22 protein-coding genes are annotated in these 23,884 nt (G+C 64.1%); 7 read left to right on the top strand and 15 right to left on the bottom strand.

The annotated features are described in order from the left end of the window. Positions 1-10: 10 nt before the first annotated feature. Together AC1RRE_RS16215 and lpdA are read left to right on the top strand one after the other, a co-directional pair. On the top strand, positions 11-322 hold the full coding sequence (locus tag AC1RRE_RS16215; RefSeq protein ID WP_492982322.1) for an antibiotic biosynthesis monooxygenase: 312 nt from the start codon (positions 11-13) through the stop codon (positions 320-322). Between the two features lie 35 nt (positions 323-357). After that, positions 358-1,761: a dihydrolipoyl dehydrogenase gene (gene lpdA / locus AC1RRE_RS16210; protein WP_492982321.1), complete on the top strand. Its 1,404-nt coding sequence runs from the start codon at positions 358-360 to the stop codon at positions 1,759-1,761. Between the two features lie 72 nt (positions 1,762-1,833). Here the strand turns inward: lpdA and AC1RRE_RS16205 are convergent, their stop codons facing one another. Further along, positions 1,834-3,228, bottom strand: coding sequence for a hypothetical protein (locus tag AC1RRE_RS16205; RefSeq protein WP_492982319.1), 1,395 nt, complete (start codon positions 3,226-3,228; stop codon positions 1,834-1,836). 117 nt (positions 3,229-3,345) lie between these two features. On the opposite strand from AC1RRE_RS16205, the gene AC1RRE_RS16200 reads away from it, so the two are divergent. From AC1RRE_RS16200 to AC1RRE_RS16190, 3 genes are all read left to right on the top strand, one after another. After that, positions 3,346-4,629: an MFS transporter gene (locus tag AC1RRE_RS16200; RefSeq protein WP_492982317.1), complete on the top strand. Its 1,284-nt coding sequence runs from the start codon at positions 3,346-3,348 to the stop codon at positions 4,627-4,629. Positions 4,630-4,696: 67 nt separating this feature from the next. Then, complete coding sequence (locus tag AC1RRE_RS16195; RefSeq protein WP_492982315.1) at positions 4,697-4,981, top strand: hypothetical protein; 285 nt, start codon at positions 4,697-4,699, stop codon at positions 4,979-4,981. 20 nt (positions 4,982-5,001) lie between these two features. Beyond that, positions 5,002-6,279 carry a M20 family metallopeptidase gene (locus AC1RRE_RS16190; protein ID WP_492982313.1) on the top strand — a complete coding sequence of 426 codons (1,278 nt, stop codon included), beginning with the start codon at positions 5,002-5,004 and terminating at the stop codon, positions 6,277-6,279. On the opposite strand, the gene AC1RRE_RS16185 is transcribed toward AC1RRE_RS16190, so the two are convergent. The 6 genes from AC1RRE_RS16185 to fsa all read right to left on the bottom strand — a co-directional run bounded on the left by AC1RRE_RS16185 (position 6,261) and on the right by fsa (position 11,282). Beyond that, complete coding sequence (locus AC1RRE_RS16185) at positions 6,261-7,043, bottom strand: HvfC/BufC N-terminal domain-containing protein (RefSeq protein ID WP_492982311.1); 783 nt, start codon at positions 7,041-7,043, stop codon at positions 6,261-6,263. The two genes, AC1RRE_RS16190 and AC1RRE_RS16185, sit on opposite strands and share 19 nt — an antisense overlap. Beyond that, a complete protein-coding gene (locus AC1RRE_RS16180; RefSeq protein WP_492982309.1) occupies positions 7,027-7,962 on the bottom strand; it encodes an MbnB/TglH/ChrH family RiPP precursor modification enzyme in 936 nt (311 codons plus the stop codon). Before AC1RRE_RS16180 ends, AC1RRE_RS16185 begins: the two co-directional genes overlap by 17 nt. A gap of 125 nt (positions 7,963-8,087) precedes the next feature. Continuing rightward, positions 8,088-8,867, bottom strand: a complete 780-nt coding sequence (locus AC1RRE_RS16175) for a DUF3750 domain-containing protein (protein ID WP_492982307.1) — start codon at positions 8,865-8,867, stop codon at positions 8,088-8,090. A gap of 72 nt (positions 8,868-8,939) precedes the next feature. Next, positions 8,940-9,914 carry a tyrosine recombinase XerC gene (locus AC1RRE_RS16170; RefSeq protein ID WP_492982305.1) on the bottom strand — a complete coding sequence of 325 codons (975 nt, stop codon included), beginning with the start codon at positions 9,912-9,914 and terminating at the stop codon, positions 8,940-8,942. After that, a complete protein-coding gene (locus AC1RRE_RS16165; RefSeq protein ID WP_492982303.1) occupies positions 9,890-10,606 on the bottom strand; it encodes a DUF484 family protein in 717 nt (238 codons plus the stop codon). The genes AC1RRE_RS16170 and AC1RRE_RS16165 overlap by 25 nt, the downstream gene beginning before the upstream one ends. Before the next feature lie 10 nt (positions 10,607-10,616). After that, on the bottom strand, positions 10,617-11,282 hold the full coding sequence (fsa, locus tag AC1RRE_RS16160) for a fructose-6-phosphate aldolase (RefSeq protein ID WP_492982301.1): 666 nt from the start codon (positions 11,280-11,282) through the stop codon (positions 10,617-10,619). Positions 11,283-11,390: 108 nt separating this feature from the next. Between fsa and AC1RRE_RS16155 the strand changes: the two genes are divergently transcribed. Both AC1RRE_RS16155 and AC1RRE_RS16150 read left to right on the top strand, forming a co-directional pair. Further along, positions 11,391-13,568: a primosomal protein N' gene (locus AC1RRE_RS16155; RefSeq protein ID WP_492982299.1), complete on the top strand. Its 2,178-nt coding sequence runs from the start codon at positions 11,391-11,393 to the stop codon at positions 13,566-13,568. Between the two features lie 77 nt (positions 13,569-13,645). Beyond that, positions 13,646-14,047 (top strand): hypothetical protein, encoded by a 402-nt coding sequence (locus AC1RRE_RS16150; RefSeq protein WP_492982297.1) that lies wholly within the window; start codon positions 13,646-13,648, stop codon positions 14,045-14,047. 7 nt (positions 14,048-14,054) lie between these two features. Here the strand turns inward: AC1RRE_RS16150 and AC1RRE_RS16145 are convergent, their stop codons facing one another. From AC1RRE_RS16145 to hisN, 8 genes are read right to left on the bottom strand one after another with little or no spacing between them, the layout of a single operon-like run. After that, the gene (locus tag AC1RRE_RS16145) at positions 14,055-14,984 is read right to left on the bottom strand and encodes a 2-hydroxyacid dehydrogenase (protein WP_492982295.1); all 930 of its coding nucleotides are present in this window, start codon (positions 14,982-14,984) and stop codon (positions 14,055-14,057) included. A gap of 15 nt (positions 14,985-14,999) precedes the next feature. Beyond that, complete coding sequence (locus tag AC1RRE_RS16140) at positions 15,000-16,619, bottom strand: ABC transporter ATP-binding protein (RefSeq protein ID WP_492982294.1); 1,620 nt, start codon at positions 16,617-16,619, stop codon at positions 15,000-15,002. After that, a complete protein-coding gene (locus AC1RRE_RS16135; protein WP_492982292.1) occupies positions 16,616-17,644 on the bottom strand; it encodes an ABC transporter permease in 1,029 nt (342 codons plus the stop codon). Before AC1RRE_RS16135 ends, AC1RRE_RS16140 begins: the two co-directional genes overlap by 4 nt. Beyond that, positions 17,641-18,753, bottom strand: a complete 1,113-nt coding sequence (locus AC1RRE_RS16130) for a microcin C ABC transporter permease YejB (RefSeq protein ID WP_492982290.1) — start codon at positions 18,751-18,753, stop codon at positions 17,641-17,643. The genes AC1RRE_RS16135 and AC1RRE_RS16130 overlap by 4 nt, the downstream gene beginning before the upstream one ends. Before the next feature lie 14 nt (positions 18,754-18,767). After that, positions 18,768-20,594: an extracellular solute-binding protein gene (locus tag AC1RRE_RS16125; RefSeq protein ID WP_492982288.1), complete on the bottom strand. Its 1,827-nt coding sequence runs from the start codon at positions 20,592-20,594 to the stop codon at positions 18,768-18,770. Further along, positions 20,591-21,196 (bottom strand): GNAT family N-acetyltransferase, encoded by a 606-nt coding sequence (locus AC1RRE_RS16120; RefSeq protein WP_492982286.1) that lies wholly within the window; start codon positions 21,194-21,196, stop codon positions 20,591-20,593. The genes AC1RRE_RS16125 and AC1RRE_RS16120 overlap by 4 nt, the downstream gene beginning before the upstream one ends. 16 nt (positions 21,197-21,212) lie before the next feature. Further along, the gene (locus AC1RRE_RS16115; protein ID WP_492982284.1) at positions 21,213-23,045 is read right to left on the bottom strand and encodes an extracellular solute-binding protein; all 1,833 of its coding nucleotides are present in this window, start codon (positions 23,043-23,045) and stop codon (positions 21,213-21,215) included. Between the two features lie 19 nt (positions 23,046-23,064). Next, positions 23,065-23,865 carry a histidinol-phosphatase gene (gene hisN / locus AC1RRE_RS16110; protein ID WP_492982282.1) on the bottom strand — a complete coding sequence of 267 codons (801 nt, stop codon included), beginning with the start codon at positions 23,863-23,865 and terminating at the stop codon, positions 23,065-23,067. Positions 23,866-23,884 lie beyond the last annotated feature (19 nt).

Raw genomic sequence — 23,884 nt, 5'->3', positions numbered from 1 at the left:
GGTCAGAGCAATGATTGTCCGCGTCTGGAGCACGGCCTATATGCCGGGACGGATCGAGGACTTCATCGCCTTCGGCCGCGACCGGCTCGAGCCGCTGTTCAAGAACCTGGACGGTTGCCTGGCCTGTTTTTTCACCTACGACGACCAGGAATGGCGGACCATCACCTTCTGGCGCGACCAGGCATCGGTCGATGCGGTGAAGGATTCAGCCGTTTACACGGCCATGCTGGCTGATCTGGTCAGCAGTGGCCTGCTGGTCGGCACGCAGAAGGTCAAGATCATGACCTCTGCCGGCGGCGGCCTTTACGGTCAGATACCGTAAGCGCCAGGCCATTCTGAAGTTCTGGAGGACGATCCATGAGTGAACAGGCTTTTGACGTTATCATCATCGGTGCCGGTCCCGGCGGCTATACCATGGCGATCCGCTGCGCCCAGCTCGGTATGAGCGTGGCCTGCATCGAGAAGGACGCCGGTCTCGGCGGCACCTGCACGAATGTCGGCTGCATCCCGTCCAAGGCGCTGCTGCATTCTTCCGAGCTGTATCATGAGGCAACCCACGGCTTCACCCAGCACGGCATCAAGATTGGCAAGATCGATATCGACCTGCCGGCGATGATGGCGCAGAAGCAGAGCGTGGTGACGTCTTCGAACAAGGGCATCGAATTCCTGTTCAAGAAGAACAAGATCACCTGGCTGAAGGGCGAAGGCAGCCTGCTGGGCGGCGGCAAGGTCGCGGTGAAGGGCGAGGGCGCCGGCACCTATTCGGCTAAACACATCGTGATCGCCACCGGGTCGGAAGTGATGCCGCTCAAGGGCATCGAGATCGACGAAAAGCAGGTCGTGTCCTCGACTGGTGGCATCAAGCTGGCGGCCGTGCCGAAGAGCATGGTGGTGATCGGCGGCGGCGTGATCGGCCTGGAGCTCGGCTCGGTCTGGATGCGTCTGGGTACCGAGGTCACTGTGGTGGAATTCCTCGACCGCATCCTGCCGACCAATGACGGCGAGGTGTCGAAGCAGATGCAGCGCATCCTCACCAAGCAGGGCATGAAGTTCAAGCTTGGCACCAAGGTGACGGCGGCCAAGACGGCCAAAGGTGGCGTGACGCTGACCATGGAGCCGGCGGCTGGCGGCGCCAAGGAAGAGATGACTGCCGATGTCGTGCTGGTCTCGATCGGTCGTCGCCCCTACACCGCGGGCCTCGGCCTGGAGGCTGCCGGCGTGCAGCTCGATGAGCGTGGCCGCGTGAAGACCGACGGTCATTTCCAGACCACCGCCAAGGGCGTCTATGCCATCGGCGACGCCATTACCGGCGTCATGCTGGCGCATAAGGCTGAGGAAGAGGGTGTCGTGTTGGCCGAGCTGCTGGCCGGCCAGAAGCCGCATATCAACTACGACGCCATTCCGGGCGTGGTATACACCTATCCGGAAGTGGCCTCTGTCGGCAAAACCGAGGAAGAGCTGAAGGCGGCCGGTGTGGCTTACAAGACCGGCAAGTTCCCCTTCACGGCCAATGCGCGCGCTCGTGCGATGACCATGACCGACGGCTTCGTGAAGATTCTGGAAGACGAGAAGACCAAGAAGATCGTTGGCGCGCATATCATCGGCGCCGATGCCGGTCACCTGATCCAGGAACTGGTAATGGCGCTGGAATTCGGCGCCTCGGCCGAAGACATCTACCGCACCGTGCATGCCCATCCGGGCCTGACCGAGGCGGTGAAGGAAGCAGCACTCGGCGTGGATGGCCAGATTATCAATATGTGATCCCGTCTGCGGGCGGACAATGAAAAGGGCGGCTTCTCAGCCGCCCTTTTCATTTCATGATCCTGATTGCCGCTAGTAGTGCAGTTCGGCGATCACCGCGCGGTCGTCGATGGCATTCCAGGACTGCACGACAATCGTCTCATTGTTGAAGCGGCAGACAACGCTGCGTTGGGCCTCGCCGCGCGGCAAGGCCAGCGTCGAAGTCGAGTTTACCGGGATGCCGGCAGGAATGCCGGTGCCCGGCTTGCCATCCAGCGTGACGATGTCGCCACGCGCCTGACCGAAATAGCCGCGCGGGCGGCTGAGGGTGATAATCGAGCCGGCCTGGCGGTCGCGGTCGGCCACCACAGCGGTGCGCAGGTGAACCTGCGCCGTCGAGCGCGGGAAGGGCGAGCGGTAGATATGCGTGGTGGTCTGGCCGGTCACGCTCAGCACGAATTCATAGGTCGCGGTCGGGCTGGCCGTGAACGGGCCCCAATAGCCATCGGGACCAGTCACCTTGGCATGCACCTGGCGGCGGCGGGCACCGGTCTGCGGATCGGTCTCATGGATTTCCACGCGGGCGCCTTCGACCGGCAGATTGGTCGGCGACCCGCGCACCATGCCATTCACCTTGCCGTTCAGCACCGGTGCAGCCTCCGGGATGATGGCTGTCGTGGCTGGCGCGCTGCCCATGATGAATTCCCAGGTGGCGGCAAAAGCCTTCTCATGGAAGGCGACCTCGCGATGGTCCAGGCCGGGCAGCACAATGTTCTTTGCGCCGGCCAGCGCCGGGCCGTCGGCGGTCACGCCGGTCGCGGTGCCGGCAAAGCCGAGCGCTGCACCATCGGGCTGGGCGAACTTGTCGGCATTGTCGCTGCGGGTGGTCATCCAGGCCACGCCGGGCACGACCTCGGAGCCGCTGTTGAGCTGGCGCAGGAAAGCGCTGGTGCCGTTGAATTCGCTGCCCACCAGCTTGTCGTTCGAGACGATGACGCCATGGTTGGGCACGCCGCAGAGCACGGCATGGCTGACATAGGCCGCACCTGGGCTGTTCTTCAGGTAGTTGCGGATGGAATAGCCGCCGCGCGAGGACCCGACCAGCGCCACGCGTCCGGCCTTGGTTTCACGCAGCGCCAGCTCGATGGCCGCCGACAGCTGCTCCAGCTGCTCCTTGGTGGAGGACCGGCCGGCCTGGAATTCGTCGTCGTTGCTGCGCGCCAGCGGATAGGGGAAATCGAGGGCCAGCAGGCGGTCGGCCGGGAAGCCGTTGCTTTCCCAGCGCCAGCAGGTGGTATTCCAAAGCGCGGCGGTGTCGCCGTTGCCGTGGACGAAGATGATGGGTGTTGCGGTGTCGTATTTCATCGAACTGACAGAACCTCGGGGCGCGCAGGCGAGCAGGGGAGTGAGGCCCAGCGCGGCGCTGCCGGTGAGGAACAGGCGGCGCGAGACGGGACTGGTGAGGCGGGCAGATGAGTCGCGGGACATGGGCGTTCCTGATTTCTGAAGACTGGTTCTGGTGGCCAGTTTCGTGGTGGACACGATCTTTATTGCCGGGAAATGTGACGATACTCTGGCAGTCCGGTCCGGATCGTTGAATACTGCGTGACCGAAGGCAAGTCCTGTATTTTCCGCTTCTGCACCCGTCCCGGTTTCATGTCTTCCCGCAATCTCATTTTCCTGATCTCCGCGCTGGAAGTGCTGGCGATTCTGCCCATTGCCAGTTTCCCGGCCCTGATGCCGGATTTCATTGCCGCCTGGGGCCTGACCAATACGGAAGCAGGCTGGATCGCCGGTGTCTATTACCTCGGCTACATGCTGTTCGTGACCTGGGCGGTGATGCTGACCGACCGGATTGATGCCCGGCTGGTATTTACCGTTGGCGCGGCGGTCACCGGCCTCAGTACGGTGGCTTTTGCGGTTCTGGCTGATGGTTTCTGGTCCGGCTTCATCCTGCGGGCCATCGGTGGTGCCGGACAGGCCGCGATTTATATGCCGGGTTTACGCGCACTGACCGATCGCCTGCGCGGCGGCGAACAGAGCCGCGCCGTCACCTTCTATACCGCCAGCTATTCCATCGCCGTCGCCCTCAGCTTCAGTGTCACGGGGTTGCTGGCCGAATGGTTCGGCTGGCGCTGGAGTTTTGGCCTGGTCGGCCTGTTCTGTCTGGCCTCCGGTGCCCTGGCCTGGATGCTGCTGGCCCCGGCTCCCCCTGCCGGCGCCAAGGCCGCGACCGGCTTCCAGCTTGGGCCTGTGCTGCGTAACCGCGATGCCATGGGCTACATCATCGGTTATGCCGCCCACGGTTTCGAGCTGACCGCCATGCGTGCCTGGCTGACCGCTTTCCTGGTTTTCGTGCTGGCGCGTGAACCTGCCGTGGCCGCCGTGTTGCCCAGTGCCACGGTGCTGGCGGCGATCATCACGCTGATCGGTTTGCCAGCCAGCCTGCTGGGTAACGAAATGGCGCTGAAATTCGGCCGGCGTCGCGCACTGGTGGCGATCATGAGTTTGTCGGGCATCATGGGGATTGTCTTCGGCTTCACGGCGGCCCTGCCGGTCTGGCTGGTGCTGGCCTATTGCGCGGTTTATTTCGTGTTCATCTGCGGCGATTCCGGCGCACTCACCTCAGGCATGATGGCGGCGGCCGAGCCGGAGCATCGCGGTTCGACTATGGCGCTGCATTCGGCGCTGGGCTTCGGTGTCTCGGTGCTGGGTCCGCTATTCGTCGGCTTCGCGCTTGATGCCGCGCAGTATTTCACCGGCGGCCAGACGGTCCTCAGCTGGGGCCTGGGACTGGCCATCATGGGGCTGGGTGCCTTCATCGGGCCGCTGGCGCTGTTGCGCACCGGCCGGTCGGTAAAGGGCATGGGGATGGGCCAATCTTCCTGATTGGTTCACGCCGGTTGCGCCTAGGCTTCCGTTGACCGTTTCCGGGTGATCCGGTCTAATTCCGTACATGTGCGAACGTTGCGAGATGCTGCCGCCCGGCGTCGAACTGCTGCATGACCTCGAAGAGGATCAGGCGGCGGCCAAGCAGCGCTACAAGCGTCAACAGCGCATTCTCGACCTGCTCTCGATCATGGAAAATCCCGATGCCCTGCCGCCGCAGGATGCCATGCGCGTGGGCCAGGAAATCCTCGCCCTGCTGTCCGAGGTCGATGACGATCCGCATATGACGGCCTCTACCGGCCTGCCGCGCCTGCGGCGCGGCGCCCGCCCGAATTTCCGCTCCTTCTCCTGATCTGAAGAAAGACGAATCCCATGCATGCTTCCGTGCCGCGCGTTCTCGCCGCCAACAAGAAAGCCGTCTTCGACAAGATCGCCGGCTTGCTGCCCGAGATGGAGCAGATTTATCTCGATCTGCACCGCCATCCCGAACTCTCCATGCAGGAAGTGCGCACCGCCGGCATCGCCGCCGCCTGGATGAAGAAATACGGCTTCGAGGTGCATGAAGGCATCGGCAAGACCGGCGTCGTCGCACTGCTGAAGAACGGCGATGGCCCGGTGATCCTGCTGCGCGCCGATATGGATGGCCTGCCGGTGAAGGAAAAGACCGGCCTTGACTATGCCAGCACCCAGACCGGCACAGATCGTTTCGGCCAGTCGGTGTCGATCATGCATGCCTGCGGCCATGACCTGCATGTCACCTGGCTGATGGCCGTTGGCCGCCTGCTATCGGAGCATCGCGATACCTGGAAGGGTACGGTGATGGCCGTGTTCCAGCCGGCAGAGGAAATTGGCGCCGGCGCGCGCGCCATGCTGAATGACGGCATGGTCAAGAAATTCCCCAAGCCGACCGTGTCGCTGGGCCAGCATGTCATTCCCATGCCGGCTGGCACTATCGGCTACAAGCCGGGCGTCGCCATGTCGGCGGCCGACAGCTGGGAAGTGAAGATTTACGGCCGCGGCGCCCATGGCTCCAAGCCGCAGAACAGCATCGATCCGGTCGTGATGGCTGCCGCCACTGTCATGCGCCTGCAGACCGTGGTGTCGCGTGAGGTAGCGATGGCTGACAGTGCCGTGGTCACCGTGGGCACGCTGCAATCCGGGTTGAACGAAAACGTTATTCCCGACGAGGCCCTGCTGCGTCTGAATATTCGTACCTTCAAGGAAAGCGTGCGGACCCGCGTGCTGGCCTCGGTCAAGCGTATCATCGAGGCGGAAGCTGCCGCCTCCGGTGCGCCCAAGCCGCCGTCGATTTCCGAAATCAGCCAGTTCCCGCTCACCATCAACGACGAAGCGGCAACCATGCTTACCGTCGAAGGCATGCAGGCGTACTTCGGCACCGGCCGCGTCGTGCAGGTGGAGCCGGCTTCGGGTAGTGAGGATTTTGGCCTGTTCGGTACGGCCTGGAATGTGCCGTCCGTCTTCTGGGTAATCGGCGGTACTGATCCGGAGCTGTTCGCCAAGGCGCAGAAGAGCGAAGACCCCAGCATCCTGCCGGTCAACCATTCGCCCTTCTATGCGCCGGTGCTCGATCCCACGCTGCGCACCGGCATCGAGGCGATGCTGGCGACAGCCTATACCTGGCTTGATTGATCTGGCAGGGCGTCCGGCTTCGCGAAGACACCGCCATCCAGCATCCAGCTGAAGCTGGCGGGAAAATCGAAATCGGGTTCCTGGGAAGCGGCCATCGTGGCCGCGCCCAGCGTCGCGCCATCGGCCAGTTCGGCCAGCAGGCGATCCTCGCCATGATCCAGCTTGTGCCAGCAGACTTCGATGCCGCGCCGCCAGACCAGCAGGCGTTCGCTGCTGCCGGCCATGCGGATGCGATCCACCACGGGTGAATCCGGCTGGTGCACCTGCCAGATCTGGCTGACCGGGAAGGGCGTCGACAGGCGTTGCGCCGACGGATGCAGCGGCAGCGACATCTGCGCCGTGGTTTCGGAATCGGGCAGGTCTTCGGGCCGCAGGATGTCGATGTCGTCGGCCTGCGCCGCGACATTCAGCGCCCATTCAAAGGCGGCGATATCGGGCAGGTAATGATGTCCGCCGAGATCGGGCAGGGCGGCCAGGAAAGTCGGAAAACCGTCGCCGTACAGGCTGAGGATCGGCGAGCGCGGCGGGTCGAAGATCAGGAAGTCGCGTGCGGTCTGGGCGAAGAAAGCTTCGCCGACGAGGGCGCGGGTGACGGGGAAGACCGTGGCCAGGCTTTCCAGCAGGCTGGCACGGAAGCGGTCGGCATAAATCTGCAGGCGGCCTTCCGCCGGAATCGCATCGCCGATCACCTTCTCGGCCACTGCATGCAGCGAACCGGTCAGGGCGTCGGCGAATTCGCGCTGGCGTTCAAGCAGCGCGCTCATCGCCGCCTTCCGTTGCATCGCCCGGCAGGTCGCTGGGCTTCAGTGCGGCCGCGCGCTGCCGTGCGGCGTGATCGGCTTCCGACAACAGATGCGCCAGCGGCGGCAGGTTGCTGTCCCATTCCAGCAAGGTCGCCGCATGCGGGAACCGCTGCACCGCGTTGGCGTATAGGCGCCAGACCGGCTCAGCCACCAGCGCCGCGTGATCGTCGATCAGCATCAGGCGGCCGTCGGCCATTTTCTCGCTGTGGCCGCCGATGCGGATTTCGTGCACCGCCGGAGCCGGCAGGCTGTCGAGATAGGCTTCAGCCACCGCCAGCGCGGACTCGCGGCCGACATGGTTGACGCTGGAGACATAGAGATTGTTGACGTCGCAGAGGATGCCGCAGCCGGTTTCGTTGCTCAGGCGGCTCAGGAATTCGGCCTCGGCGATCTGACTTTCGCGGAACCGCAGATAGGTGGCCGGATTGGCCATCAGCAGCGGGCGTTTCAGCCGGGTCTGCACGATATCGACGTTGCGGCAGCAGTTCTCCAGCGTCTCGGCTGTGTAGGGCAATGGCAACAGGTCGTTGTAATAACGGCCTTCGACGCCGACCCAGGCCAGATGTTCCGACAGCAGCACGGGGTCGAGCCAGTCGACCAGGCGCGCCAGCCGTTCCAGATGGTCGGCATCGGGCAGTTCGCCGCCGCCCAGCCCCAGGCCGGTGCCCTGCACGGCCACGGGCCAACGCGCGCGCACCTGTTCCAGATACCAACGGGCGGCGCCGCCACCCATATAGGTTTCGGCGTGAATCTCCACCCAGCCGACATCCGGCCGGCTGCGCAGCAGGTCGACATGATGCGGCGGCCGCAGGCTGATGCCGATCTGCTCCGGCGACAGCCGGGCCGGACCCGGAAAGGCAATGGGCTTCTGATCCGTCATGGTGCGGATGCGGTTGTTCCCTGTTCGACACCCGGGGCCTGCCGCCATGGGTGCGGGGCAGGAGTGTAGCATCCTGTGGACAGAATTACTCCTCGCGAACGGCGAGGAAAACGCTCAACTGCAGGTTATTTATGGATATCTGCCGTCTGCTCGGCAGGCAGGCCAAGCCGTCCCAGACCCGGCAGTTTGATGGCCGGGCGCAGCACATCCAGCCCGATGGTGAAGCCCAGCAGATTGAGCTCCAGCCCCTCGCGTGCCGCTGCCGTCACACCGACCAGGCCGAACAGGGACACCTGCCAGCCGGTGCCGCTGGGGGCGGGCGCCACCAGACGGGTGGCCCCGATCCAGTCCTTGCCCACGGCGGTGGGCGGCAGTTGCAGGCCAAGCTCGGGCACTTCGCGGGCAAGGTAAGCGACGAAGCTGTTGGAGTTCGGGCCAGGCCACATCACGTATTCGTCGCGCCAGGGATAGCGCTCGGCGGCCGAGATCAGCAGCGGGATGGCGGCGGCCGCTTCCGGGCCGCGCAGGTCATGCAGCAGCTCTGGCGCATTGCCGGCCCAGTAGCCATCGGGGACACGCTGGCTGACCCGCACCGGCGAACCGCCCCAGCCCACCACCTCGTAGCGGGTATAGCCCGGTGCGCCAGCCGGTTTGACCACGATCCAGGTGTGGACGGCGAGCGCCCCGCGCCAGCCCCAGACCCGGGCGGCATAAACCTGGACGACGGCATCCTTGTAGGAGACCGGATCGGGCGCCAGGCCGATGGAATCCCAGCGTGCCTGCGACCAGTGCTTGCGCTCGGCCGTGGCGATCGAGGTGCCGCTGGCCAGCAAAGGCACGGCGATCAGCCCGGCGAGGGCCAAGAGGGCGTAGCGGATGAGGGGGCGGAGTTTCGGGATCGTCATATCTGCCTGCACGAGAAAGCTTAGGCTGTCCTGCGATTAAGGCAAAGCCGGGGCGAACAGGTGTGACGGCGCTTACACCCGGGCGCGCGGATGGGCGCCGTCATAGACCCGCAGCAGCGCCTCGGCATCCACTTCGGTATAGCGCTGCGTGGTGGACAGCGAGGCATGGCCCAGCAGCTCCTGGATCGTGCGCAGGTCACCGCCGGCAGCGAGCAGATGCGTCGCGAAGCTGTGCCGCAGGGCGTGCGGCGTGGCAGTTTCCGGCAGGTTCAGTGCGCGCCGTGCGTTGCGCATGGCCTTCTGGATGATGGCTGGGTCGACGCGTTTGCCGCGCGCACCGTAGAACAGCGGCGTGCCACCGCTGACCGGATAGGGGCAGAGTTTTACATAATCCGCGATGGCGTCACGCACCACCGGGAGGATCGGTGCCAGGCGCTGCTTGTTGCCCTTGCCGGTGACCGTGAGGGTATCGCCCTTCGGAATGTCTTCGCCATTCAGGCCCAGCGCTTCGCCCAGACGCAGGCCGGCACCCCAGAGCAGGGTCAGGATCGCGGCATCGCGCGCCTGCAGCCAGGGCAGGGCATCGGCTTCGTCGGTGGCATCGATCACCTGCTGCGCGGCAGACACGCTTAAAGGTTTCGGCACGCTGTGCGGTCGTTTCGGTGTGCGGATCAGGTTGGCGGCGGCATTCTCCACCACCCCATCCTTCTGCAGGCGACGGAAGAAGCTGCGCACGGCGCTCAGACTGCGGGCCAGCGATGTGGCCTCGATGCCGTCGTTGCGGCGGCGGCTCAAATAGGCGCGAAAATCGGCCTGCCGCAAGGTGCGCAGGTCATCCAGCGTGGCGGCTTCGCCCAGATGGTCGCTCAGGAATGACAGGAAACCGGACAGGTCCTGCCCGTAGGCGCGCAACGTATGTCGGGAGAAGCGTTTTTCCTTGGCCAGCCAGCGATACCAGCCTTCGGCTTTGCCTTTCACGTCATCGGCGGCCAGGAAGAACGGCAGGCGTTCTTCGTCTGCGGTTACGGCTGCGGCAGATCGAGCCATGACCGCACCGACCGGCCGAGCACGCCGGCAAGGAATTGCAGCAGCTCAGTGCCTTGATTGGGTTCGAACTTGCCGGCCTCGCGCGAACCGAGCGCCAACATGGCTTGCGGTGCCGTCGGGCCGAAATCCAGACGCGCCAGGGCATCGGATTTCACCAGCGTTGCCGCCGGGCCGTAAATCCAGTCTGCGGCTTCGCAATTGTCGCGCGCCACGGCGGGCAGCGCACCAAGCAGAGTCTCGATGGAGCCGCTTGGCAACACCACGACGCCACCGGTGGCGATATCCTTCATCTTTTCCGGATCGCCCTCGACGCAGAGGCTGATGGCGTCGACCTCCAGCAGGTCGGTCCAGTCCTGGGTCGCCATATGGATCATATGTTCGAAGCTGCCAGCCTCCAGCAGCATCAGCACGGCGGCATGCACGCGCTGGGTGGCGGACAGGTTCTGGCGGCTGGCATCCAGCAGTTCGGTGCCGACATGCGATACGCGATGCAGTTCACCCTGCAGGCGCTGCACCATGAAGCGTTGCAGGTCGACGACATTGTCGCCGCTCGGCTGGCGCACCGGCGGCAGCAGGATTTCACAAAGATCGGGATGACGGGTCAGTAGATCGGGATGCTGCTGCAGCCAGGCAATGACTTCAGCCTCGCTCAGGGCGGGGCTGGAAACGGGTGCTGTGGTGCGATCGGCCATGGTTACGATCTTACTTGCTGTCCAGGATCGACTGGCCGGTCTTCTTCCAGTCGGCCAGGAAGGTCTCGAGCCCCTTGTCGGTGAGCGGATGTTTCACCAGGCTCTTCAGAACATTGGGCGGCAGCGTGGCGACGTCAGCGCCCAGCTTGGCCGATTCGATCAGATGGATCGGATGACGGATCGAGGCGACCAGTACTTCGGTCTTGAAATCGGGGTAGCTGTTGTAGATTTGCACGATGTCGGCGATCAGCTGCATGCCGTCCTGGCCGATATCGTCCAGCCGGCCGACGAAGGGCGAGATGAAGGTCGCGCCAGCCTTGGCGGCGAGGATTGCCTGGGCGGGCGAGAAGCATAGCGTCACGTTGACCATGATGCCGTCGTCCGACAGCACCTTGCAGGTCTTCAGGCCGTCCATGGTCAGCGGCACCTTCACGGCCACATTGGTGGCCAGCGCGGCCAGCTTGCGGCCTTCGGCCAGCATGGTGGCATGGTCGGTGGCGGTCACCTCGGCCGAAACCGGACCTTTCACGATCTTGCAGATTTCCTTGATCGTGGTGACGAAATCCTTGCCGGTCTTGGCCACCAGGGACGGGTTGGTGGTCACGCCATCCAGCAGGCCGGTATCGTTCAGCTCTGCAATCTCGGCGATGTCGGCGGTATCGACGAAAAACTTCATGTCCTAAACTCCGTGGGCGGCTGCCGCGACGCGAATCGGCCGCGATGCTACAGTCGATTTGGTTAATAATACCCGACCCTGACGGGCGCTTCTACCGGAACAACCCTCTTGACCGCTGCCGACCAGATCCGCGTCCTGCTGCCGTTGCCGCTGGCCGAGCCGTTCACCTATCGGGTGGGTGAGGCCGGGCCATTGCAACCCGGCGATATCGTGGAAGTTCCCATCGGCACCCGGGTTTCGCTCGGTGTGGTCTGGGATGGTGCGCCCGAGGCGCTGCCGCCCACCGCGCGGCTCAAATCCGTGCTGCGCCGTTGCGACGCGCCGCCGATCGCGCCTGCGCTGCGCAAGCTGGTCGACTGGGTGGCGGCCTATACGCTCAACCCGACCGGCGCAGTGTTGAAAATGTGCCTGCCCGAACCGCGTGCCCTGATCGAGGCGCCGCCGTTGCGGCAGGTGCTGCGTGTCGGCACGGCACCGGCCGATCTGCGCGCCAGCGCACAGAGAGACCGCGTCATGCAGGTGGCGGCCGAGCGGCCGGGCCTGGGCGTCACCGAGCTGGCCGAAGTCGCCGCCGTCTCTCAGGCCGTGGTGCGCAAGCTGGTCGAGCTTGGCGCGCTGCAATCCCAGAGCGTGCCGGCCTTCCGTCCGCCGGCGATGCCTGACTGGCAGCAGAGTGGCCGCCCGCTCAATCCACTGCAGGCCGAGGCCGCAGCGGCCCTGCGTGCCGCTGTCACGGCGAAGGATTTTTCCGTCACGCTGCTGGAAGGCGTCACCGGCGCCGGCAAGACGGAAGTGTATTACGAGGCGATTGCCGAGGCGCTGAAGGATGGCCGGCAGGCGCTGGTGCTGCTGCCAGAAATCGCACTGACGCAGCAGTCCCTGGATCGCTTCGAGCAGCGCTTCAATGCACCTGCCTGGGCCTGGCATTCGGAAATGGCCGAAGGCCGTCGCGCCGCCACCCTGCGCGCGATCAGCCGCGGCGAGGCGCGCGTGGTGATTGGTGCACGCTCGGCGCTGTTCCTGCCCTATGCCGACCTGGCGCTGGTGGTCGTCGATGAAGAGCATGACTCGTCCTACAAGCAGGAAGAGGGCGTGATCTACAATGCCCGCGACATGGCGGTGGTGCGCGCCAAACTGGAAGGCGCGGCCTGCGTGCTGGCTTCGGCCACGCCGTCGCTGGAAAGCCTGCATAACGTGGCGCGCCGCCGCTATGCCCATGCCGTGCTGCCCGAACGTCATGGTACGGCTGTTCTGCCGCGTATCGGCGTGGTCGATCTGCGAAAAGAGAGATTGCCGGCGCAGCGCTTCATCAGCGCGCCCCTGCGGCATGCCATCGAAGAGACTATCGGCAGCGGTGAGCAGGCGATGCTGTTCCTCAATCGCCGTGGCTACGCGCCGCTGACGCTTTGCGGCGCCTGCGGCCATCGACTGTCCTGCCCAAACTGCTCGGCCTGGCTGGTCGAACACAAGCGGCATGGCCGTCTGCAGTGTCATCATTGCGGCCACCAGGAACGCCTGCCGCAGCATTGCCCACAATGCAACGCGGAAGACAAGTTCAAGGCCTGCGGCCCCGGCGTCGAGCGGCTGGTGGAAGAAGCCTCCAGCCTGTTCCCCGATGCACGCATCGCCATGATGGCATCGGATACCACCAATACGCCGGCGCAGATTTCCGAAGTGCTGACGCGCATGGAAAAGGGCGAGGTCGACATCCTGATCGGCACGCAGATTGTGGCCAAGGGACATCACTTCCCGCTGCTTACCCTAGTCGGCGTCATCGATGCCGATCTCGGTCTTTCGGGCGGTGATCCGCGCGCCGCCGAGCGCACGCACCAGCTTCTCACCCAAGTGGCCGGCCGCGCCGGTCGCGCTGCCCATCCTGGACGCGTGCTGCTGCAGAGCTTCCTGCCTGAGCATCCGGTGATCATGGCGCTCAGCAAGCATGATGGGGCCGGTTTCCTTGCTGCAGAAATGGCCGAGCGCCAGCGCGCCGGCATGCCGCCGTTTGGCCGTCTCGCTGCCTTGATCATCAGTGGCACGGATCAGGCTCAGGTCGAGCAGGCCTCGCGTGCCCTGGCCCGCGTCGCCCCCAGGGGTGATGGCCTGATCGTGCTGGGGCCGGCGCCGGCACCCCTGCATTACCTGCGCGGCCGCTTCCGCGAACGCCTGCTGCTCAAGGCAAACCGCGAGATCGATGTGCCTGCCGTGTTGCGAGAATGGATTTCAAAAGTAAAACTACCCTCGGCTGTAAAGCGCGCGGTCGACGTCGATCCGTATAGCTTTCTGTAAGACTTGGGCTTTTAAAGTGACCGCAACGACTGCGCCCGGCAGGGCGACGGCCGGTCTTATTCGAGGGGAAAACTTTCATGCAGGTCCATCGCGGTTCAGCGCTCTGCGCTCTGGCCATTGCAGCGCTGCTGCTGTCCGGCTGCTTCGAGGCCAAGGAAACTGCACCTGATAAGCGCCACATGGCGCTCAGCAACTTCGTGCAGTTCATCCAGAAGACCGGCGGCCTGAAGAGCCTCAACACCTTCTACAAGCGCCGCCCCGAGATCAATTCCGAAGAAAGCATCGGCGTCATCTATGATGGCGCGCGTACCCAGGGCGAAGTGATGCGCTTCAACGACAAGCAGCTTGCCAAGGAAATGCTGCCGGCGCTGCAGGCCGTGCGCAAGCGGCTGGGCGAGTCCGAGAACTGCGCGCTGCGCGGCTATTTCATCGCCTGCGGTGAAGACAAGTTCGTCGAAATCTTCAAGAAATGGGAATAAGCGGGTGTCAGTAGCCGCGCTGGTAATCCACCACGCGCAGCAGCGGCTGGCCGCTCTTTAATCTCTGGATGTTGTCGACGATCTGCGGCGCCACCTGCGCCGCAATGCTGTCGGCTGCATTATGCGGCGTCACCGTCACCTTCGGATGAGTCCAGAAGGGATGATTGTCGCGCAACGGTTCTTCGTCGAAGACGTCCAGTGTGGCACCTGACAGCCATTCGCTATCGAGCGCATGCAGCAGGTCAGCTTCCATCACATGGCCGCCGCGTGCGGCATTGATGATGTAAGCACCGCGCGGCAGCAGCGACAGTGCGCGGCGGCTGATGATGCCGCGCGTCTCCCGGGTCAGCGGCAGCAGGCAGATCAGCACGTTGCACAGCCGCAGGAAGCTGTCGAGATGATCGTCGCCATGGAAGCTGGTGACGCCGTCGACCGCCTTGAGGCCACGGCTCCAGCTCACCAGCTGGAATCCGAAGGGCTTCAGTTTCTCGGCCGCCGCCGTGCCCAGCGCGCCCATGCCCATGATGCCGATGACGCGTTCGCTGGCATCCACCGGCGCCAGCCATTTCCAGGTCTTGTTTCGCTGGTTCAACGCCATGGCATCGACCTGGCGATGGAAACGCAGCACGTGCAGCAGGATATATTCCGTCATCGCCACGGTCAGGCGTTCGTCCACCACGCGGGCCAGCGGCACATGGCGTGGCAGGTCGGGGTCGGCCAGGATGGCGTCGACGCCGGCGCCGAAGGCATGGATCAGCTTCAGGTTGGGAAAGTTTTTCAGCAGGCCGGGTGGCGGCTTGGCCACCACGGCGGCCGTAATCTCGGCCGGGTTTCCGGTCTGCGGGTGCAGGCGGATGTCCAGTGTGGGATCGATAGCGCGCATGACGGCAGCCCATTCGGCCGGGTCATGCGCCTTGGTGTAGATCAATACGGCCATGGGTCTTTCTGGAAATTATGTACGGGTCGCGGCTTCGTGGCGCACCGCGATCTCGAAGGCGGCGGCGATCAGCGCGCGGGTGTAGTCGTTCTGTGGGGCGTCGAAAATCCGCTTCGCTGTATTCTCTTCCACCACTTTGCCGTCCTTCATCACCATGACGCGGTCGGCCAGCGCCCGCACCACGCGAAGGTCGTGGCTGATGAACAGATAGGCGAGGCTGTGTTTTTCCTGAAGGTCGCGCAGCAGGTCGACGATCTGGGCTTGCACGCTCATGTCCAGTGCCGAGGTCGGCTCGTCCAGCACCACGAATTTCGGCTTCAGCACCATGGCACGCGCAATCGCGATGCGCTGGCGCTGGCCGCCGGAGAATTCATGCGGGTAGCGGTCCATGGTGGAGGGATTGAGGCCCACTTCGGTCAACGTGGCCGCCACCATGCTGCGGCGTTCGGCATCCGAACTGCCGATGCCATGCACCTTCAGGCCCTCGGACACGATATGGAAGACCGAGAGGCGCGGCGAGAGGGAGTCGAACGGGTCCTGGAACACGATCTGCATCTGGCGTCGCAGGTTGCGCATATCGGCCCAGCTCTTGCCCTGCAGCTCCTGGCCCTGGAAGCGGATGTCGCCCTGGCTGCGTTGCAGGCGCAGCAACGCATAGGCCAGCGTCGACTTGCCCGAGCCGCTCTCACCGACGACGCCCAGCGTTTCGCCGGCACGGATATGGAAGCTGACGCCGTCGACCGCCTTGATATGGCCGACCGTACGCCGGAACAGCCCGGCGGTGATCGGGAACCAGACCTTCAGGTCTTTCGCTTCCGCCACCACCGGCGCATCGACATGGGCGACAGCCGCGATGCCCTTGGGCTCGGCCGCCAGCAGCTTTTTCGTGTAGGCATGCTGGGGCTGGCCGAAGACCTGCGCCACCGGGCCGCTTTCCACAATCTGTCCCTCGGTCATCACGCAGACGCGGTCCGCCACGTTGCGCACGATATTCAGGTCATGGGTGATCAGCAGCAGGGCCATGCCCATCTTCTGCTGCAGGTCCTTCAGCAGTTTCAGGATTTGCGCCTGGATGGTGACGTCCAGCGCCGTGGTCGGCTCGTCGGCGATCAGGATATCGGGCTCGTTGGCCAGCGCCATGGCGATCATCACGCGTTGGCGCTGGCCGCCCGACAACTGGTGCGGATAGGCGCCAAGCCGCTGCTCCGCCTGCGGCAGGCCGACCAGTTTCAGTAATTCCAGCGTACGGCTGCGCGCCTGCGCGCGGCTCAGGCCCTTGTGCAGGGTCAGCACCTCGTTCACCTGCCGCTCGATGGTGTGCAGCGGGTTGAGCGAGGTCATCGGCTCCTGGAAAACCATGGCGATGCGGTTGCCGCGGATGCGCCGCAGCACCTCCGGCGTCGCGGCGACCAGATTCTCGCCCTGGAATTCGATGCTGCCGGCAGGATGGCTGGCCAGCGGATAAGGCAGCAGCTGCAGCACCGACAGCGCCGTCACCGACTTGCCCGAACCGCTTTCGCCCACCAGCGCCAGCGTCTCGCCGCGTGCGATGTCGAAGCTGACGCCACGTACGGCCTCGGGGTTGTCGCCGAAGCGCACGCGCAGGTCCTTGACGGAAAGCAGGGGCGCGCTCATCGGAAAATCTTCCGCGGATCGAAGGCGTCGCGCACCGCCTCGCCGATGAACAGCAGCAGGCTGAGCATCACCGCCAGGATCATGAAAGCGGTGATGCCGAGCCAGGGTGCCTGGATGTTGTTCTTGCCCTGGCTGAGCAGTTCGCCCAGCGACGGCGAGCCCGGCGGCAGGCCGAAGCCGAGGAAATCGAGGGCCGTCAGCGTCGTGATCGAGCCATTGAGGATGAAGGGCAGCATGGTCAGCGTCGCCACCATGGCGTTGGGCAACAGGTGGCGGATCATGATGCCGCTATCCGAGACGCCGAGTGCACGGGCGGCGCGCACATAGCCGAAATTGCGGGCGCGCAGGAATTCCGCGCGCACCACGCCGACCAGCGCCATCCAGGAAAACAGCAGCATGATACCGAGCAGCCACCAGAAATTCGGCTGCACGATGCTGGCCAGGATGATCAGCAGGTAGAGCGTGGGCAGGCCGGACCAGATTTCGATGAAGCGCTGGAAGATCAGGTCGGTCTTGCCGCCGAAGTAGCCCTGCACCGCGCCGGCGGTGACGCCGATGATCGAACTGAAGACTGTGAGGATAAGGCCGAACAGCACCGAAATGCGGAAGCCGTAGATCAGGCGCGCCAGCACGTCGCGGCCCTGATCGTCGGTGCCGAGCCAGTTCTCCTTGCTGGGCGGCGCCGGAGCCGGGCGGCCGAGCTCATAGTTGATGGTGCGATAACTGTAGCGGATCGGCGGCCAGACCATCCAGCCGTCCTTTTCCTTGATTAGGTCGGCCACGAACTGGTCGCGATATTTCGCCTCGGTCTCGAAATCGCCGCCGAAGGTGGTCTCCGGATAGGCCTTGAAGGCCGGGTAATAGAATTGCCCGTCGTAGCGCAGCAGCACGGGCGAATCATTGGCGATCAGTTCGGCGCCCAGGCTGAGCGTGAACAGCGCCAGGAAAATCCACAGCGACCAGAAACCCCGCCGGTTGGCGCGGAAGTTACGCCAGCGCCGGGCATTGATGGGCGACAGGATCATGCCCGTCTGCTTTCAAAGTCGATGCGCGGATCGATCACGACATACATCAGGTCGGAGACCAGGCTGACCACCAGTCCCAGCAGGGTGAAGATGAACAGAGAACCGAACATGATCGGGTAATCGCGCTTCAGCGCCGCCTCGAAGCCGAGCAGTCCTAAGCCGTCGAGGGAGAAGATCACCTCGATCAGCAAGGAGGATGTGAACAGGATGCCGATGAAGGCGCCAGGGAAGCCCGCGATCACGATCAGCATGGCGTTGCGGAAGACATGGCCGTATAGCACGCGGCCTTCGCTCAGGCCCTTGGCCCGCGCGGTCAGCACATAGAGCTTGTTTATCTCTTCCATGAAGGAATTCTTGGTCAGCATGGTCAGGCCGGCGAAACCGCCGATCACCATGGCCATGACTGGCAGCACGAGGTGCCAGAAGTAATCCAGTGCCTTGCCCATCAGGCCGAGCTGAGCCCAGTTATCGGAAGTCAGTCCTCGCAAAGGGAACCACTGCACGAAGCTGCCGCCGGCGAACAGCACCACCAGCAGTACGGCGAACAAGAAGCCCGGGATGGCCTCGCCAATCACGATGGCGGCCGAGGACCAGACATCGAAGCGGCTGCCGTCGCGCACCGCCTTGCCGATGCCCAGCGGAATCGAGATCAGGTAGACGATCAGGGTGGTCCACAGGCCGAGCGAGATCGAGACCGGCAGTTTCTCCAGGATCAGGTCGACCACCGGCCGGTCCTTGAAATAGCTGGTGCCGAAATCGAGCCGGGCATACTGGCCCAGCATGAGCAGGAAGCGTTCATGCGCCGGCTTGTCGAACCCGAACTGCTTCTCGATCTTCTTGATGAATTCCGGGTCCAGGCCCTGCGCGCCGCGATAGCGGCTGCTGGCGCCTTCGGCGGCCTGGGCGAAAGCGCCGCCAGCCGGGCCGGTTTCGCTGCCCGAGGAACCGCCGATGCGCGCCGTGGTGTCGGCCGCAGTGCCGGTCACCTGGGCGATCACCTGCTCAACGGGGCCGCCGGGCGCAAACTGCACCACAACGAAATTGATCAGGATGATCCCGAACAGGGTCGGCAGGATCAGGGCCAGGCGGCGGAGGATGTAGGACAGCATCGGGGCCTAGTCTCTCATCTCTGGCGCACTAGATTCAATGCCTTGTCCTTGGCCGGGTCGATCCACCAGGTCTCGATCAGGCCTACATCGTAGGCCGGCTTGACCATCGGACGGGCGAAACGGTCCCAGTAGCCCAGCTTCACCGTGCCGCTGTACCAGTGCGGGATGACATACCAGTTCCACATCAGCACGCGGTCCAGCGCCCGGGTTGCGGCGCGCATCTCGTCGCGATTCCGGGCACCGACGATATGCTCGACCAGATCGTCGACCACCGGATCCTGGATGCCGGAGAAATTGAAGCTGCCGACCGTGGTGGCGGCGCGGCTGGCCCAGTAATTCCGCTGCTCGACGCCGGGCGTCAGCGGTTGGGCGAAGCGGCGCGACATGATGTCGTAGTCGAAGGCGCGCATGCGGTTCTCGAAGGTGGAGTTGTCCACCATGCGCAGGGTGACGCTGATGCCGATGAGTTCCAGGTTGCGCGCGAAGGGATTGATGAAGCGCTGGAAGCTCGGCTCGAACATCAGGAATTCCAGCTCGAAGGGCTTGCCCTTCGCGTCCACCAGCTTGCCGTCTTCAACCCGCCAGCCGGCTTCCTTCAGTAGTTCCTGCGCCCGCTTCAGGTTGGCGCGGTTGCGGCCCGAGCCGTCGCTGACCGGCGGCTGGTATTCTGTCGTGAAGACCTCGGCCGGTACGCGGCCGCGGAAGGGCTCGAGCAGCTTCAGTTCCGCCGGCGAGGGCAGGCCGGTGGCGGCCAGGTCGGAATTCTCGAACATTGAACGGGTGCGCTTGTACAGGCCATAGAACAGCGTCTTGTTCGCCCATTCGTAATCGTAGGCGAGGTTGATCGCCTGCCGCACGCGGGGATCGGACAGATGCGGCTTGCGGGTGTTGAGGAACCAGGCCTGCACGCCGGATGGCGTTTCGTCCTTCAGCACTTCACGTTTGATGCGGCCCTGGTCGAAAGCCGGCTTGCCCACGTAGCCAGTGGCCCACACCCGTGCAATCACCTCTTCGCGGAAATCGTATTCGCCCGCGAAAAAGGCCTCCACCGCGATGTCACGGTCGCGGTAATAATCCTCGCGGATCCAGTCGAAGTTGTAGCGGCCGCGATGCACGCCCAGATCCTTCGCCCACCAGTCCTTCACACGTTCGAATACCAGGGTGCGGCCGGCATCCACGCGGCTGATGCGATAGGGGCCCGAGCCGGTGATCGGCTCCACGGTTGGTGCCGCGAAAACACGATCCTTGAACCAGGCTTTCGGCAGGATCGGCAGCTGCGCCACGATCAGCGGCAGGTCGCGGCGGCTTTCGGTGTCCTTGAAGCGGAAGACCACGCGGCGTGGCCCTTCGGCCGTCACGCTGTCCACATCGCGCAGCGTCAGTTGATACAGCGGATGGCCTTCGTTGCGGGTGGTCTCCACCGTGAAGACCACGTCCTCGGCGGTCACCGGCTTGCCGTCATGCCAGCGTGCCAATGGATGGATATTGAAGGCGGCCCAGCTCCGGTCGGGCGCCAGTTCGGCGCTATCGGCCAGATCGCCATAGACCGCATCCGGTTCGTCGACGGCGCGGGTCATCAGGCTCTGGAAGGTCAGGCCCAGATTCTGCGCCATCACGCCCTTGAGAACGAGGGGGTGCAGGCTGTCAAAGCCGTTGAGCTGCCAGCTGCGCAACTCGCCGCCCTTGGGCGCGTCGGGATTGACGTAGTCGTAATGCTTGAAACCGGCGGGGTATTTCAGGTGGCCGAAGGCGGACAGGCCATGGCGCGGTTGCGCGCCGGAATCGGCGATGCCGGCAGCGCCCAGCAGCAGGGTTGCGGCGATGAGGGCTGTCAGCCTCACGCCGTCTGGCCCTCTGTCAGCTTGAGGCGGTGACGCAGGTGGGTTTTCACCACCGGCCATTCGGCCGGCAGGATGCTGAACACCACGGTATCGCGCATCGTGCCATTCACGCCGATCTGGTGGTTGCGCAGGATGCCGTCCTGCTTGGCGCCCAGCCGGGCGATGGCTTCGCGGCTCTGGTGATTGAAGAAATGCGTGCGGAACTCGACCGCGATGCAGTCAAGCGGCTCGAAGGCATACGTCAGCAGCATCAGCTTGCAGCGCGTGTTGAGCGCCGAACGCTGCACGGCCTTGCGATACCAGGTCGAGCCGATCTCGACGCGCCGGTTGGCGGCGTCGACATTCATATAGGTGGTCATACCCACGGCCTTGCCGCTGGCCTTGTCGATTACCGTGAAAGGCAGCATCGAGCCTTTTTCCTGCAGTCCCAGCCGCCGGTCGATCTCGGCCGTCATCTTGTCGGGCGTCGGGATCAGTGTGTACCAGAGCGTCCACAGCTCGCCGTCCTTCACGGCCTCGACGAGATCGTCATGGTGGTCGTGGCTCAGCGGTACCAGGGAAACGGCGCTGTCCTGCAGGGTAACGGGCTTAAGCCAGGTCATGATGGTGTTGCTCTGCTTACTGGGGCTTGCCGGTGTTGAGTTTGGCTGCCTTGGCGGGATCGATCCACCAGGCCATGAAGTCGACGCCGTTCTTGGGGTAAGTCGCGGTCTTGCCGAACTTGTCCCAATAGGCGATGCGGCTGGAGCTGTAGCCCAGCGTCGGCACGATGTAGTTGTTCCAGGTCAGTGCGCGGTCCAGAGCCCGGGTCGTCGGAATCAGGGCTGCCCGCGACGGCGCGGCGATCACGGCTTCGATCAGGGTATCGATGGCCGGATTCTTGATGCCGGCGATGTTGCGCCCGCCCGGGTTGTCGGCCGAGGCGGAGGAATAGAAACTGCGCTGCTCGTTGCCGGGCGAGTTGGATTGGCCCCAGCCGGAATAAACGACATCATAGTCAAAGCTGCGGATGCGGTTGACATACTGTGCGCTGTCGACGGTGCGCATGTTGAGCGTGACGCCCAAGCGCTGCAGGCTTTGCGCCCAGGGCGCACCCATGCGTTCATAGGTGGCGTCCTGCAGCAGCAGTTCGACGACCAGCGGCTCGCCCTTCGGGTTGACCAGCTTGCCGTTCTTGATTTCCCAGCCCGCAGCCTTCAGCAACTGGGTCGCCTCGCGCAGGTTCTTGCGATCCTGGCCGCTGCCGTCGGAAACCGGCGCTTTCCATGCAGGTCCGAAAACTTCCTTGGGCAGCTTGTCACGCAGCGGTTCCAGTAATTTCAGTTCTTCCGCCGAGGGCTCGCCACGCGCGGCGAAATCTGAATTCTCGAAATAGCTGTTGGGCCGGTAATAGGCGCCATAGGCCATATTCTTGTTGTACCACTCGAAATCCCAGACCAGCCCCAGTGCCTGGCGCACGCGGATATCCTGGAATTTCTCGCGGCGCAGGTTGAACACGAAGCCGCCGATGCCGCCCGGGCGCTCATGCTTCACTTCCTCTTTCTTCACCAGGCCCTGGGCAACAGCGGGGAAGTCATAGAAGACGGCCCATTCACGGGCGCTGTTCTCGCTGCGGAAATCATACTGGCCGGATTTGAAGGCTTCGCGCGCCACGGTCTGGTCACGATAGACGTCGTAACGGATGCGGTCGAAATTGTAGCGGCCCTTGTTGATGGGTAGGTCCTTGCCCCACCAGTCGTTGCGGCGCGCGTAGGTGATGGTGCGGTTCGCCTCGAAGCTTTCGATGCGATAGGGACCCGAGCCTTCCCATTTCTCCAGCGTCACCTTGTCGAAGCCGCGCTTTTCCCAGTCGGCTTTCTGCAGCACGGGCAACTGGCCCATGATCTGCGGTAACTCGCGGTTCTTTGGGCCAGTGAAGTGGAACTTCACCTTGCGCGGCGACAGCGCTTCGGCCTTCTGCACATTGCCATAGTAATACTGGTACATCGGCTCGCCGTTGGCCTTGATCTGATTAAAGCTCCAGACCACATCCTCGGCGGTGATCGGCTTGCCATTGGCCCATTTGGCCTCGGCCCGCAGATTGAAGACGATCCAGCTCAGGTCGTCGGGCACCTCGACGTTTTCGGCGATCAGGCCGTATTCCGACAGGTCGTCGTCCGGCGTCTGCGACATCAGGGTTTCGTAGATCACGCCAAGGCCGGGCGCTTCGTCGCCTTTCGGGATGAAGGGGTTGAAGCTGTCAAAGCCGCCGGGCGTGGAGAGTTTGAGCTCGCCGCCCTTGGGCGCGTTGGGATTGACGTAATCGAGCTGCTTGAAGCCGGCAGGGTATTTAGGGGTGTCGCCCAGGGTCAGTGCATGGCTGACCGTGCCGGTAGACGTCTGGGCCTGAAGCAGGACGGGCGTGCTGAGCGTTAAACCGAGAACCAGGGTGGGCAGCAGCAGGCGTCGCATCAGGTCACTCCCAATAAGGTCAGACTCCAGACAGGTACTGCATGGCGGTATCATGCAGCGCCGGATTGGCCGAGGCGAGGACGCGTGAACGGCCGCGCATCTCCAGCGGCTTGCCTTCCCAGTCGGTGATCACGCCGCCGGCGCCGGCCACCACAGGGCCCAGCGCCGCGTAATCATAGGGCTGCATCCGGCCATCCAGCGCCAGATCGGCAAATCCTGAGGCCAGCATAGCATAGGCCATGCAGTCGCCGGACATGCGATTGATGCGGCAGGCCTGTCGCAATGTCGTGAACGCGGCCAGTTCGGCTTCACTGAAACTGTCGATATAGGTGGTCATCACCACGGCGTCTTTCAGCACGCGGTCGGCATGGGTGCGCGCCGGCTGGCCGTTATAGACGGTGGGGCGGCCCGAGGCGCCGAGCCAGCGGTCGGCCATGATCGGCTGGTCGATCACGCCCAGCACCGGGCGGTTTTCATAGGTGAGGGCAATCAGCGTGCCGAAGATCGGTAGGCCGCTGACAAAGCTCTTGGTGCCGTCGATGGGATCGAGAATCCACTGCCAGGCGGCATCGGTACGCACCGGCCCGAATTCCTCGCCGAAGATGCCGTGATCGGGATAGCGCGCCTCGATGGCCTTGCGCATTGCGGCTTCGGCATTGCGGTCGGCAATGGTCACCGGCGAGGCATCGGCCTTGCTGACGACATCAATAGGCTTGCGGAAATGCGGCCGGATTTCGGCGCGGGCGAGGTCGCCCAGATGGTGAGCGAAGGCGACGAGGTCGTCTGCCTGGGAAAGAAAAAGGGCCGGGATGTCTGTCATGGCGACCGCCCGGCCCTCT

The sequence above is a fragment of the Ferrovibrio sp. GW821-FHT12D07 genome (assembly GCF_058807275.1).
This window is presented reverse-complemented; position numbering and strand designations above follow the sequence as displayed.

What these genes read in the sequence shown, in the direction of transcription:
- AC1RRE_RS16145 (WP_492982295.1), bottom strand. Translation starts at nt 14,984, where the DNA reads ATGGCCGTATTGATCTACACCAAGGCGCATGACCCGGCCGAATGGGCT.
- fsa (WP_492982301.1), bottom strand. Translation starts at nt 11,282, where the DNA reads ATGAAGTTTTTCGTCGATACCGCCGACATCGCCGAGATTGCAGAGCTG.
- AC1RRE_RS16170 (WP_492982305.1), bottom strand. Translation starts at nt 9,914, where the DNA reads ATGGCTCGATCTGCCGCAGCCGTAACCGCAGACGAAGAACGCCTGCCG.
- AC1RRE_RS16135 (WP_492982292.1), bottom strand. Translation starts at nt 17,644, where the DNA reads ATGATCCTGTCGCCCATCAATGCCCGGCGCTGGCGTAACTTCCGCGCC.
- AC1RRE_RS16115 (WP_492982284.1), bottom strand. Translation starts at nt 23,045, where the DNA reads ATGCGACGCCTGCTGCTGCCCACCCTGGTTCTCGGTTTAACGCTCAGC.
- AC1RRE_RS16215 (WP_492982322.1), top strand. Translation starts at nt 11, where the DNA reads ATGATTGTCCGCGTCTGGAGCACGGCCTATATGCCGGGACGGATCGAG.
- AC1RRE_RS16180 (WP_492982309.1), bottom strand. Translation starts at nt 7,962, where the DNA reads ATGACGGATCAGAAGCCCATTGCCTTTCCGGGTCCGGCCCGGCTGTCG.
- AC1RRE_RS16150 (WP_492982297.1), top strand. Translation starts at nt 13,646, where the DNA reads ATGCAGGTCCATCGCGGTTCAGCGCTCTGCGCTCTGGCCATTGCAGCG.
- AC1RRE_RS16175 (WP_492982307.1), bottom strand. Translation starts at nt 8,867, where the DNA reads ATGACGATCCCGAAACTCCGCCCCCTCATCCGCTACGCCCTCTTGGCC.
- AC1RRE_RS16195 (WP_492982315.1), top strand. Translation starts at nt 4,697, where the DNA reads ATGTGCGAACGTTGCGAGATGCTGCCGCCCGGCGTCGAACTGCTGCAT.
- AC1RRE_RS16185 (WP_492982311.1), bottom strand. Translation starts at nt 7,043, where the DNA reads ATGAGCGCGCTGCTTGAACGCCAGCGCGAATTCGCCGACGCCCTGACC.
- AC1RRE_RS16130 (WP_492982290.1), bottom strand. Translation starts at nt 18,753, where the DNA reads ATGCTGTCCTACATCCTCCGCCGCCTGGCCCTGATCCTGCCGACCCTG.
- AC1RRE_RS16120 (WP_492982286.1), bottom strand. Translation starts at nt 21,196, where the DNA reads ATGACCTGGCTTAAGCCCGTTACCCTGCAGGACAGCGCCGTTTCCCTG.
- hisN (WP_492982282.1), bottom strand. Translation starts at nt 23,865, where the DNA reads ATGACAGACATCCCGGCCCTTTTTCTTTCCCAGGCAGACGACCTCGTC.
- AC1RRE_RS16205 (WP_492982319.1), bottom strand. Translation starts at nt 3,228, where the DNA reads ATGTCCCGCGACTCATCTGCCCGCCTCACCAGTCCCGTCTCGCGCCGC.
- AC1RRE_RS16190 (WP_492982313.1), top strand. Translation starts at nt 5,002, where the DNA reads ATGCATGCTTCCGTGCCGCGCGTTCTCGCCGCCAACAAGAAAGCCGTC.
- AC1RRE_RS16165 (WP_492982303.1), bottom strand. Translation starts at nt 10,606, where the DNA reads ATGGCCGATCGCACCACAGCACCCGTTTCCAGCCCCGCCCTGAGCGAG.
- lpdA (WP_492982321.1), top strand. Translation starts at nt 358, where the DNA reads ATGAGTGAACAGGCTTTTGACGTTATCATCATCGGTGCCGGTCCCGGC.
- AC1RRE_RS16140 (WP_492982294.1), bottom strand. Translation starts at nt 16,619, where the DNA reads ATGAGCGCGCCCCTGCTTTCCGTCAAGGACCTGCGCGTGCGCTTCGGC.